Origin of the sequence: Halalkalicoccus sp. CGA53, assembly GCF_036429475.1 — an archaeon.
GTDB classification, from domain to species: domain Archaea; phylum Halobacteriota; class Halobacteria; order Halobacteriales; family Halalkalicoccaceae; genus Natronorarus; species Natronorarus salvus.
The window spans coordinates 2,886,237-2,898,098 of sequence record NZ_CP144125.1 but is presented as its reverse complement, the minus strand read 5'-3'; the positions used below and the strand labels follow the sequence as shown (position 1 = coordinate 2,898,098).

Genomic DNA, 11,862 nt, shown 5'->3' with positions numbered 1-11,862 from the left:
GCGCTACTCGATCGATCAGTACGACTCGACGGCTATGCCCTCGAACCGCTCGAAATCGGAGACGTTTCTCGTCACGACGGTCGCGCCGAGTGATCGGGCAGTGCCGGCGATCAACGCGTCGGCCGAAAGCGAGTCGATCCCGTCCCGGTTCACGCCGGGATCGTCATGGAGCGCCGCTTCGAGTGCTCCCGCCTCGTATGCATAGTCGAGCGTGAAGGGGACGATTCGGAGCCAGCCGTAGTTCGCCGTCAGGTCCGCCCGGGTAGGCGATCCGACGAGGTGCTTTCCGACCGCTAGTTCCTTCAGACAGATCGTCGAAGTGACGAACTCCCGGTCCTCGTTCCGCTTGAGGTACGCTCCAATCACCTCCTGCCCGCGCTCGTAGCCGATCAGGAAGGTGGTGTCAAGCAGCTTCATTCCTCGTCGGTCGCCGCGTCGAGCGCTCGCTCCTGTCTGACAGCGAGTGCAGCACTCGCACGCTTACGCTGAGCCGAGATGACCACTTCGAGCCGTTCACCCTCTTCCTCCGAGAGCGAGCCGAACCCCCGCCGCCAGTCCGAGGAGACTTCGTCCGTGATCCGCTTCACCGTGTCGCTGAAGCTCTCTCCCTCCCGCTTCTGCGCTCTCAGGCGCTCGTACGCCTCCTCGTCGAGGCCGATCGTCTTCGTCCCCATGAATGTGCTTGTGTACACAGACACAAAAGTGTAACCGCTAGATCACCTGATTGCGGAGTTCCTCGCCCCGATCCAGCCGCTCGACGTTCTCCGCGACGATATCGGCGAACCTCGCGTAGTACTCGGGGGTATGTCCCGAGTTGTGCGGCGTGATCTGGACGTTCTCGAAGCCCCACAGCGGGTGCTCTTCGGGGAGCGGTTCGGGGTCGGTGACGTCGAGCGACGCCCCCCGGAGCTGGTTCGAGCGGATCGCGCCGACGAGCGCGTCGGTGTCGACCACCGGACCCCGCGCGACGTTCACGAGCAGGGCGTTCGGGGGGAGGGTGTGGAACTCGGCCTCGCCGACCAGGCCGCGGGTCTCCTCGGTGAGCGGACAGGCGAGCACGAGGTGGTCGGTGGTCGAAAGTGCGTCGTGGAGGCCGTCGAAGCCGAGCACCTCGTCGGTCGGCCCCCCCTTCTCGGGCGTGTAACGCACGCCGATCGTCTCCACGCCGAACCCTTCCAGTCGTTCGGCGATCGCCACCCCGATCGCCCCGAGGCCGACGATCGTCACCGTCTCGCCCTGTAGCTCGCCGGCCTGGAAGTGACGCCACTCCCGCCGATCCTGCTGGTTTCGCGCCCGGAAGAAGCCCCGGGTGAACGCCAGCATCGCGCCGATCACGTGCTCTGCGATGTTCGGCCCGTGGACACCCGACGCGCTGGTAACCTTCGTTCCTGCGGATTCGAGCGCCGAGAGCGGCAGATGCCCGGTTCCGGCGTACGCACAGGCGAACAGCTCCATCTCCCCCGCCTCCCCGACCAGGTCCTCCCCGATCGTCATCCCGGCGACGATCCGGACGCCTTCGATCAGCTCTCGCTCCTCTTCGGGCGTCCGTGCGAGCGCGATCTCGCGGTCGGGGAGGCGCGCTTCGATCTCGGCGACCAGGTCGTCGACGGGCATCCCGTGGGTTCCGCGTCTGAGCACCAGCACGTCGGATTCGGACATGGCCGACCCTCACGCGCACCGGCCTTAATACCCGCGTCAACCCTCGATCTCGCCGGTTCCCGCGACCCGATCGCCGTCGACGAGGACGTGCTCGGGCTTGGCCGCGAGCGAGAACGGATCCTCGTTCCAGACGACGAGGTCCGCGTCCGTTCCCGATTCGAGAGTGCCCACCCGGTCCGCGATCCCGAGGATCTCTGCCGGGTTTCGAGTTACGGTCGCGAGCGCCGCCTCCTCGGGCAGGCCCTCCCGCACCGCGAGGCCGACGCAGACGTTCAGGTACTCCTGTGGCAGGATCGGGGCGTCGGTCTGGATCGCCACCGTCACCCCTGCCTGGTGAAGGATACCCGCGGTCTCGAACGTGATGTTCGAGAGTTCGTACTTCGCGCCGCTGTAGAGGCTCGGCCCGACCACGGCGGGTACGTCGCGTTTCGCGAACTCCTCTGCGATCAGGTGGCCCTCGGTCGCGTGTTCGATCGAGAGCCCATCGACCCCGAACTCCTCCGCGATCCGAAAGACAGTCATGATGTCGTCGGCCCGGTGGGCGTGAACTCTCAGAGGAAGGTCGCCCTCGATCACCCGCGAGAGGTTCTCCATTCCGAGATCGCGCTCGAACGGCTCGCCGCCCTCGCTCGCGTGCTCGCGCCTCGCGAGGTAGTCCTCGGCGTCCATCAGCGCTTGCCGGAGCGTCGCGGCCACTCCGGGACGGGTACAGGGCTCGCGGTCGCGTTCCTCGCCGTGGACGCGCTTCGGGTTCTCGCCGAACGCGGCCTTCATTCCGTCCTCGCGGATCAGCATCTCGTCGGCCAGGGTTCCAGAGGTCTTCATCGAGCAGATGATCCCCCCGATCACGTTCCCGCTGCCCATCCGCGCGCTCACGCTGGTGACCCCGCCGGAGAGGGCGTGAGCGAGTTCCTCGTCGCCCGGGTGAAAGCCGTCTAAGGCGTTCACGTGTGGGGTCACCGGATCGGAGAGTTCGTTGAAGTCGGCGTCCTCCGGTTCGCCCCACTCGCTCACGCCCGCGTGGCTGTGGGCGTCGATCAGCCCCGGCGTGACGACCCTCCCGGCCGCGTCGATCGTCGTCGTCCCGTCCGGAATCTCGATCCCCTCACCGACTGCACTGATCTCGCCGTCCTCGACGAGGACGGTCCCGCCCTCGATCACGCCTCGCTTCGTCTGCGTGTGGACCGTCCCGCCCACGATCGCGTACATGCGGAGACGCTTCGGGGGTCGGGCGTGAGTATTTCGGTTCGTAACGGGCGTCGAAACAGATCGGGTTCAGGGGAATTTAAGCTATCCGGGGGTTCCCTTCGCGTATGGAACGCGCCGACGTCGCGATCGTCGGCGGCGGCCCCGCGGGAATGGCTGCGGCCCACGCCGCAGCGGAGGCGGGCGCCGACGCCGTCGTCGTGGAGAAGGGGGTCCCGCGGGCCGACCGTGAGGGACTCGGCCCGGACTCGACCGACGCCGCCGGGATGCTCGACTACTGGGTCGACATCATGGGAATCGATCCGGGAGAGCTCCCCGAGGACGTGATCCTCCAGGAGCTCTCGGGTGCACGGTTCGTCGGTCCGACCGAGCGCTGTACGTTGCGGGACACCGGTATGGACTCGTCGTACCCGAACTTCGGGTTCACCTTCCAGCGCGCGCGGATGGACGACTGGATGCGAGAGCGCGCGGAGGCGTCCAGCGCGGCGTACCGCGTCGGAACGGGGGTTCGCCGGGTCGAATCGGACACCGAGAGCCACGTCCTCCACCTCGCCGACGGGTCGGAGATAGAGGCGGGGAGGATGATCCTCGCAGACGGCCCACAACGGACGGTGACGATGGGCGTGCTCGACCGGCTCCTCCCGGAGGGGAAGAAGGCCTCCGAGGTGCTCGGCCCGCGACGGGCGAACCACATCGCCTACCAGGAACACCGCCGGATGCCCCCCGAACTGTTCGAGGAGGACGTCATCACGTTCTGGTGGGGGCTGATCCCCGGTAAGACCGCCTACCCCTGGATCTTCCCGAACGACGACGGTATCGCTAGAATCGGACTGACGATGCCGATCGGGATGGACATCGAGGCGGTGGAGAACAGGGAGGCGTACGACCTCCTCCGACCGGAGGACGAGCGCATCCCGACGGGCGGCGCCTACATCCGGCGGCTGCTCGAACGCGAGTTCGGCGACGAGTACGACGTCGAGACCGACTTCCCGCTGGTCGAAGAGCGTGGAAAGCGCGGCGGCGTCGAGTCCTACCCGATCAGCTCCACGCGGCCGATCGACTCGCCCACGGACGCGGGGATCGCGGTCGCCGGCGGGGCGATGGGAACCACCTCGGCGTTCCACGAGGGCGGCTACCACGTCGCGGTTCGGTCGGGTGCGATCGCCGGTGACCTCGCCGCACGCGGCCGTCTCGACGAGTACAACGAGGCCTGGAAGGCGGCGATCGGCGACGAGATCCTCCGGAACGTCTCCATGGCCGACGTCGTCGCCGACTACGAGCCCGCGGACTGGGACCGGACGTTCCGAACGATCGGCACGATGCTGGAGAAACGCGGCGGTGGCCCGATCGACTGGGGGGCGCTCAGCTCCGGCCTCGGCGCGGCGAAGTTCTACACGTCGTACCGGAAGGCGAAGTTCAGGTACCGAAAGGGCCGGTACGTCCAGCTCTCGGAGTCCGATTACCGATACTGATACCGTTCGAGCCGTCGACGCGACGACCCCCGGGTTGACCGCCGGTGTTCAGCTCCGATCGTCCTCACGGAGCACGAACCGCCAGAGCACCAGCCCGAGCGCCCCGCCAGCGGCGAGGGTGCCGAACCCCGTCTGATCGTCCGACGTACCCGCCTCGCCCTCTCCGCCGTCGTCATCGTCGTTCGCTCCTTCCGCGCCATCATCCGATCCGGCGTCACCGTCGTCGACTCCCTCCGCGTCGTCCTTTGACCCGTCATCACCGTCGCTCCCTGTCCTCGCGTCGGCCCCCTCCGTCGTCCCCTCTCCCTCGTCGTCCGGCGTCGTCACGCCCGGTTCCGAGTCGACGTGCGCGAACTCCTTCCCGCCGCCGTCGACGACGATCCGCGCCGGGCGCTCGACGACCGGCTGCGGGTACCGGTCGGTGAGCATCACCTCGCTCCCGTCGAACTCGAGGAGGGCCTCGGCCGGGCCGAGGCCCTCGCTCACCACGACGGTGACCGTCGCGACCCTGCCGGCCCCGGCGATACCGTCGCCGACCGGCTCCCGCGTCTGCGAGACGGAGACGACACCGTCGTCGAACGCCGTCTCGGTCACCACCTCGGCGTCCCCGCCCTCCATCCAGGGTCCCGCCTTGACCTCGGTGATCGCTATCGCCGCCGGGTCGGTGTGGATCTCGAACTCGATCGAGGCGACGGCCGAGTCGCCGTAGCCGCCGTGGCTCCGCGCGAGCACGTCGAGCGCGAGGACCTCGCCGCTCTCGGCTTCGATCTCGCTCTCGGCGAACTGGAGGACGGTGAGGTTGTCACCCGCGCTCGCGACGCCCGCCGAGCCGACGATCGCTCCGCCCGCGAGCGCCAGCAGCCCCCGTCGGTTCTTCACTCCTCGCTCCCCTCGTCCTCGTCGTCTCCGTCGTCAGTCTCGTCGGCGTCGTCCTCCGTCTCGCCAACCTCCTCTCCCTCCTCGTCCGCGTCCGGTTCCGCGTCGTCGCCGTCCTCGGCCTCCTCACCGTCGCCCCACTCGTCGGGAACGACCAGATCGACTGGAGACATCTCGACGAACGCCGTCTCGTAGCCCTGGTGCCGCGCGGTCTGTGGCGGCGTGTCGATCTCGATCGAGAGGTCGTCCCCCGCGGCGACGTCCGAGAGCGCGAGGCCGTAGTGAAAGCCCAGTTCGGAGTCGATCGTCTGCGAGAGCCTCTCCTCCGCGAGGTCGTCGCCCTCACGCGAGTGTTCGACCGAGAGCGCCATCTCGGTGAGCGGCACCCGGTTGTACGGCGAGCGTGGGGAGACGATCAGGTACGCCTCCTCTCCGAGCGGTTCCCCCTCGTCTTCGTCCGTCGTGGGGAGGTCGTCGCCGACGTCGAGTCCGAAGAACGCCTCCGCGTCGGGCCTCCCGACGAGCGAGACCACGATCACCCCGTCGCCGCTCGTCGACGGCTCCCCAGTCTCCGGGTCGAGCAGGTGCGTCCCGGGGACCTCCTCGACCCTGGGGGCTCGCGCGTAGGGGACGTCGCTCCGGTCGTTATCGTCCCGATCCCCCTGATCGTCGTTCCCGGAACCGTGGTCGTCTCCCCGATCGTGGCCGTCGTTATCGGTCATCGGCGAGAGCGCGCCCGGTTCTCCCCACCGGTCCTCGTCGAGCCACTCGATCCGGTCGACGACCCGCTGTCTGAACGCGTCGTCGAACTCGAACTCGAAGCTGAAGCGTTCGCCCTCCTCGAATCGCTCCTCGAAGCCGCGCGTCTTCTCGATGTTGATCCGGCTCGTCGTCACCCGCACCTCGTAGCGACCGTCGCCATCGAGCGGGACGTTGTCGCCGAAGTGAAAGCCCATCTCCTGGGAGAGCATCGGCCAGGGGACCCGCTCGTCGATCAGGTCACCCTCTCGCTCGATCTCGACGTGCAGGCCAGCGTCCATCGGGAGGACGAGCCCCGACTCAACGTCCCACACCGTCGCCATGAGGTGGACCTCGTCGTCCTCCGTAGGCTCGACCCGTTCGACGTTCGTCCCGTCGACGATCCAGAACGGGTGTGGGTAGGTCAGCATCGGCGTCACCGCCACCTCCTCCCCTACGAGCGTCTCGTACGCCTCCATCCCCTCCCTGTGCGTCGGGAGGTAGACCCGATCGGGCGGCTCCTCGATCTCGGGGAACTCGGGGATCACGTCGTCCTCCTCGGGGGTGGGCGTCTCCTCCTCGGTCGGATCCGAACAGCCTGCGAACGCGACCGCGCCGAGGGTGCCCGCGCGCGAGAGCAACTGGCGACGGTTCATCGGCTCGCTCCGTTCATTTCGTACACACTCTGCGTTCACCTTTTTCCGATCGGCCGATCTCCGAACTCGAATGCGGCAATATTCACCCCTCCCCCTCGGGCGTCGGCAGCGCTCTCCTCGATCTGGGCGGGACGAGGAAGTTCCCCCGGCGGTTCACGAACAGGTACTGGAGGATGCCGTTGTTGAGCGTCTGGCCGACGCCTCCTCCTGCCAGGTCGGCTCCGGTCATCGCGTCCCTGACCCGAACGAACTCCTCGATCTCGCGCTGGAGCGCGAGGAAGTGGAGCCCGGGTCGACCGTCGTCGACGGTGTTGAAATCGCGTCTGAGCAACAGCGGCTCGCCGTCCTCGCGGGCACGTGCGGCCTTCTGTGCGTGGCCGACGATTCCCTCGGTGCGCGCGTCCTCCGCGGTCGCCGCGATCCGCTCGTCGGTGAGACCGCTCGAGTCCGAGAGCGACTCGCCGTACTCGCCGACCGTGTCTTCGCGGGCGTGTTCCGCGCTGAACAGCTTCGCGACACGCTGGGCGTGGGTGTCCTGCTCGTACCAGACGTCGAGCTGGAGCGTCATCGACGAGAGGTGTTCGGTCGTCCCGCCCGCGAACGGCCCCTCCTCGATCGTCACCCGGTCCTCGCTCGCCTGGCTCTCCCTGAAGCCGGAGCGAAACCCCATGAAGAAGGGCGCCTCCTCCGGGATCGGCTCGGAGGTGGGGATCCCACGCACCTCGTCGTCCCCCTGTTTCCCTGCCGGCAGGCCCTCGCCGACGAACCCCGACCGTCGGAGGTCGACCGAGAACGCCTCCTCCAGCCCCCGTTCCATCTCGACGCCGTTGGCCTCGTCGTGCCCCTCGATCAGCGCGGACTCGGCCTCGAGGACCGCCTGCTCGTGGTCGCTCGTGAGGTGGAGCAGGAGGTCCCCCGCGTCGAACTCCGGCTCCTCGAAGTCGGTGAGCGCCGTCGGCTGGGGGAGGTCGACACCCGAGGGTCCCTCGCCGAAACGCTCGAAGTAGCCGGGGACGTAGCCGACGGTGAACAGCAGTCCTTCGGTGCTCCACTCGTAGGCGCGTTCGAGCGTCTCGAGCGCCTCTTCGAGGAGCCTTCGGTCCTCTGCCGTCGGCTCGCCCTCGCGGTCGAGCGCGAGCGAGAGCAGGACGTGGTGACGCGGCGTGCGGACGTTGCCGTCGTCGTCGACCTCGCAGACCGCGTTCCAGGCGTGCTGGCGTTCCGGGAGATCCGCTCGTTGCTCGACACCGCCCGGGATCTCGCGCTCGCCGAACTCGTCGAGACACGCAGAGAGCGCGCCGCTTCCACCGGCTGCGACGAGCGCCCTCGCGTACCCGCGTCGCGTCAGTCCCGCCCGCTCTGTCATCGTCTCACCCTACACGTCGAACGGAATTATACCTGTTCACCGCGGAGGTCTTCACACACGAAACGGCAAGGATTGCCGACACCCGCGACACATGACAGTCGTTTCCGCTATCTCGTGCGAAACCGGCGTTTCCGGCGCTCGAAACGCCCCGGAACGGCAGTCTTATACGTGTCGAAGATGCGAGGGAACTACATGTCGAGACACACGACTCGACGCCGGTTCCTGCACGGTGGGGTAGCTGTCGGCGGCATCGCCCTCGCGGGCTGTGTCGGCGGCGAGCCCGGACCCGACGCCGTCGCGAGCGCCGGCGAGGAGGCCGACGACGAGGACGACGGTGACCACGAAGACGACGAGCGGGAGGCCGACGACGAGGGCTCGGACGCTGAGTACGAGGTCTGGGCGTTCGACCAGGGCACGGACACGGGCTACATCTACGGACCCGACGGCGAGGACTCGTTCGAACTCCTCGACGAGATCGACGTCGCCGGGCTGGCCGAAACCGAATCCGGCGGCAACGTCCCGCACATGGTCGACTTCTCCTCGGACTACGAGTACGCGGCGGTCGCCTGCACCGCGGGGGCCGCGACCCTCGTCTTCCGGACCGAGGACCGCGAACTCGTCGGCGCCTGCCCGACCGGACCGGGGACGCACTTCGCGGGCTTCACCCCCGACGACGAGTACATCCAGGTCGACGTCATCGGCGAGGGGTCGATCAAGCGGATCGACGCCGACCTCGAGAACGAGGAGTTCTCGATCGTCGACGAGATCCACGTCGTCGAGGCCGGCCCGGTCGCCGACCGCATCGACGAGTTCGACCTCGACGACGAGGGCGAACTCCGGCCGATCTGTCACGACTACTCGAACGGCACCTCCTATCACACCCTCGGCCCCGGCATCGACAACGCCGGCGTCGTGATCGTCGACTACGACTCCTTCGAGGTCGTCGAGGCGTTCGCGCCGGGCGAGGTCCGCGCGAACTGCGGGACGATGGCACACCCGAGCGAGAACAAGCTCTATCTCACCGCTGGCGCGCCGTCGAACCACGAGCCGACCGGCGGCGTCGGGGAGTGGTACGTCATCGACACCGAGGAACACCGCCCGATCGACCCCGAGACGGACGAGGTCGTCGAGGGCGAGTACTCCCACGAGGACGTCTCTCGCGACAGCGGGGGCTACGACGCCCACGGCTTCTGGTTCACCGCCGACGAGAGCGAGTTCTGGATACTGAACCGCGAGACCGACGACGGCCTCGTGATCGACCCCGGGACCGACGAGGTGATCGAGGAGGTCCCCGACTACGGCCCCGCGCCGGACATCATGTGGGGCTCGCCGGACGGGCGATACAAGTTCGTCACGCTCCGCGGGCCGAACCCGCTCTCGGGCGACCCGCACGCCGCGACCGGCGAGACGCCCGGTTTCTCCGTGATCGACGTGGAGTCAAGGGCGATCAGCGAGGTCGTCCAGCCGGACGATGGGAACCCCGACAGCGACTTCCACGGCATCGGCGTCCGCGTGATAGAGGGCTGATACGGGCGGTCTCAGTCTCGTACCGGCGATAGCCAGTACGGGTCGGCGATCACCGGTAATCGGTTACAACCGCCCGTATGAATCCCGAAACGACCGAGCGGTTGAAACCGCTCGACCGAGTAGGAGTGATGCACACCACAAGTCCCCACCGGGAGCTTTCCCGTTTCGGGAGCGATGACCGGGTGGCGAACCCAGGTGTGCGACACGCGTGCGGTTGCAACCAGGCGGTTCCAAGGAACCGCGCACGCCTCGACGGCTTCGCCGTCTCGGCGTTCGGTCGCGCTACGCGCGACCCGCCCGGCACGAGGGTTTCCCGGCCGACTCGGCACGCCGCCAGGGATGAGGTCGGACGTTAGTGTTCCGGGCGACACTCGATTACCGACGAGTCACCACTACCGATAGATCGGAGAGGCGCGACTCTCCGTCCCACTGGCCGGTCGGTGTGCTATCCATCGTGACGTCGTCACGAGCGTTGTAGCCTACCAATCCGCGTCGACACCGATTCGCTGACGAGCGTCCGAGACGACACCTCGTGTCGCCCCGCTCTCACACAACCTCTCACTTGAGGTCCCTGTCGGTCGGTAACCGGACGATCGACAGCCAGTACTGCTCGGTCGATCTGACGACCTCGATGAACTCGATCGGGTCCACCGGTTTCGTGAGGTAGGCGTTCGCGGCGAGTTCGTACGACCTGATGACGTCCCGCTGGGCGCTCGAACTCGTGAGCACGATGACGGGGATGGTCTTGCACTCCGGATCCTCGCGGAGCGCTTCGAGCACCTCGTCGCCGTTCTTCCGTGGGAGGTTGAGGTCCAACAGCACGAAGTCCGGTCGAGGTGCGTCTGTGTACTCGTTTCGCTGGAAGAGGAAGTCGAGCGCTTCGACGCCGTCGGTGACGACGTGGAGCGTGTTCGCGATCCGTCCCTCCTTGAACGCCTCCCGTGTGAGCCTGACGTCGCCCGGGTTGTCCTCGACGAGCAGGATCTCCGCCGGATCGGGCTCGCGCCGCTCACGCATCGCGATCACCCCCGGAGGCGGCCGGTAAGGTGAACGAGAACGACGAGCCGACTCCGGGTTCGGAGTCGACCCATATCTCGCCGCCGTGGCGTTCGACGATCTGTTCGCAGATCGCGAGACCGATTCCCGACCCGGTGCTGTCCTCACGACTGTGGATCCGTTGGAACATCTCGAAGATCGAGTCGGCGTCCTCCTGGTCGATACCGATTCCTTCGTCGTGTATGGTGAGCGTCCACTCCGTCGAATCGCGCTCGGCGGTGACGTGAACCCGTGGTGGCTCCTCACCGCAGTACTTGATCGCGTTGGACAGCAGGTTCTGGAACACGTGGTAGAGCTGTTCTTCCTTCCCGTCCACGGTGGGCAGCGTCTCCGCCGTGATCTCGGCGTCCTCCGCTTCGATCTTCCTCCGGAGGTCCGACCGTACGACCTCGAGCACCGCGTCCAGGTCGACCGGCTCGGACCGATCGTCGCTCGCGGCGACCTGCGAGTAGACGAGCAGGCCGTCTATCATCCCGAGCATCCGATCGGCACCGTCGACCGCGAGCTCGAGGAACTCCAGCCCCTCTCGATCGAGGTTATCGCCGTGCCGTCGCTCGATGAGGGACAGGTAGCTCGAGACCATCCGTAGCGGCTCCTGGAGGTCGTGGGAGGCCGCGTAGGCGAACTGCTCGAGGCGTTCGTTCGACGTCTGGAGCCGTTCTATCGTCTCGTCGAGCCGCCGTCGTGTCCGTCGTAACTCCCGTGTCCGTGCGACGTTGATCCCCACGCCGTAGCCGGCGAGGGCTCCGAGTCCCGTGAGGATCGGTGCGCCCGAAAAGGAGACGCTGGTACTCGGCTGGGCGTCGTAGAGGAGGAGGATGGCGAGCATCCCCCCGAACCCACCGAGACACCAGGCCGCGATGGTCGGGTAGAACGCGGGCTGGACGTCCACGTGTGTCAATCGGTAGCCACCGTAGAGGAGGGCGACACCGAGACCGGCCAGCAGCGCGAACTCCACCGGAGTGGTCTCGACTGGCGCGTTCCAGACGACCCGTCCTACGAGCACTCCGGCCGCGAGAGCGACGTACACGCCCCCGAGGAGTACGATGACACCTCTCGCCAAAACAGCGGACCCGGAGCGTCCCACGTCCATCCTTGTTCCCCGGATGACTCACGGTATTTTAATTCTTATGTTCAATAACTGCTAACTTATTTAATGTAGAGAAGATACTATTTTTTCACGCCACATCTCCTATCTATCGCTCAGGTCGGGTGGGAGGCCCACGGGTGTGAAAACCGGGAGGACGGGAGTCGTCGGCCGACCTGTGGGGAGGGCGAGACGATCGATAGCTCTGACAATTCCTTC

Annotated in this window: 11 protein-coding genes; 2 read left to right on the top strand and 9 right to left on the bottom strand. The window is 67.1% G+C overall.

Annotated elements, in window-relative coordinates:
- Nucleotides 1-15 precede the first annotated feature (15 nt).
- Genes V2L32_RS16730 through V2L32_RS16715 form a run of 4 tightly spaced genes read right to left on the bottom strand, consistent with a single transcriptional unit; the run spans nt 16 to nt 2,868 of the window.
- The gene (locus tag V2L32_RS16730) at nt 16-417 is read right to left on the bottom strand and encodes a type II toxin-antitoxin system VapC family toxin (protein WP_331233659.1); all 402 of its coding nucleotides are present in this window, start codon (nt 415-417) and stop codon (nt 16-18) included.
- Nucleotides 414-674 carry an antitoxin VapB family protein gene (locus V2L32_RS16725; RefSeq protein ID WP_331233658.1) on the bottom strand — a complete coding sequence of 87 codons (261 nt, stop codon included), beginning with the start codon at nt 672-674 and terminating at the stop codon, nt 414-416. Before V2L32_RS16725 ends, V2L32_RS16730 begins: the two co-directional genes overlap by 4 nt.
- Before the next feature lie 37 nt (nt 675-711).
- The gene (locus V2L32_RS16720) at nt 712-1,659 is read right to left on the bottom strand and encodes a D-2-hydroxyacid dehydrogenase (protein WP_331233657.1); all 948 of its coding nucleotides are present in this window, start codon (nt 1,657-1,659) and stop codon (nt 712-714) included.
- Between the two features lie 36 nt (nt 1,660-1,695).
- Nucleotides 1,696-2,868, bottom strand: a complete 1,173-nt coding sequence (locus V2L32_RS16715) for an amidohydrolase (RefSeq protein ID WP_331233656.1) — start codon at nt 2,866-2,868, stop codon at nt 1,696-1,698.
- A 104-nt stretch (nt 2,869-2,972) separates the two neighbouring features.
- Between V2L32_RS16715 and V2L32_RS16710 the strand changes: the two genes are divergently transcribed.
- Nucleotides 2,973-4,337, top strand: a complete 1,365-nt coding sequence (locus tag V2L32_RS16710) for an NAD(P)/FAD-dependent oxidoreductase (RefSeq protein WP_331233655.1) — start codon at nt 2,973-2,975, stop codon at nt 4,335-4,337.
- A 48-nt stretch (nt 4,338-4,385) separates the two neighbouring features.
- Here the strand turns inward: V2L32_RS16710 and V2L32_RS16705 are convergent, their stop codons facing one another.
- From V2L32_RS16705 to V2L32_RS16695, 3 genes are all read right to left on the bottom strand, one after another.
- A complete protein-coding gene (locus tag V2L32_RS16705; RefSeq protein WP_331233654.1) occupies nt 4,386-5,216 on the bottom strand; it encodes a cohesin domain-containing protein in 831 nt (276 codons plus the stop codon).
- Entirely contained in the window at nt 5,213-6,607 is a 1,395-nt protein-coding gene (locus V2L32_RS16700; protein WP_331233653.1) for a DUF7350 domain-containing protein, read from the bottom strand. Before V2L32_RS16700 ends, V2L32_RS16705 begins: the two co-directional genes overlap by 4 nt.
- A gap of 82 nt (nt 6,608-6,689) precedes the next feature.
- A complete protein-coding gene (locus V2L32_RS16695) occupies nt 6,690-7,973 on the bottom strand; it encodes a DUF7405 family protein (protein ID WP_331233652.1) in 1,284 nt (427 codons plus the stop codon).
- 192 nt (nt 7,974-8,165) lie between these two features.
- Here V2L32_RS16695 and V2L32_RS16690 point away from each other — a divergent pair, with 192 nt between their 5' ends.
- Nucleotides 8,166-9,500, top strand: a complete 1,335-nt coding sequence (locus tag V2L32_RS16690) for a YncE family protein (RefSeq protein ID WP_331233651.1) — start codon at nt 8,166-8,168, stop codon at nt 9,498-9,500.
- 558 nt (nt 9,501-10,058) lie between these two features.
- Here the strand turns inward: V2L32_RS16690 and V2L32_RS16685 are convergent.
- Together V2L32_RS16685 and V2L32_RS16680 are read right to left on the bottom strand one after the other, a co-directional pair.
- A complete protein-coding gene (locus tag V2L32_RS16685) occupies nt 10,059-10,517 on the bottom strand; it encodes a response regulator (RefSeq protein ID WP_331233650.1) in 459 nt (152 codons plus the stop codon).
- Nucleotides 10,510-11,586, bottom strand: a complete 1,077-nt coding sequence (locus V2L32_RS16680) for a sensor histidine kinase (RefSeq protein WP_331233649.1) — start codon at nt 11,584-11,586, stop codon at nt 10,510-10,512. The genes V2L32_RS16685 and V2L32_RS16680 overlap by 8 nt, the downstream gene beginning before the upstream one ends.
- Nucleotides 11,587-11,862 lie beyond the last annotated feature (276 nt).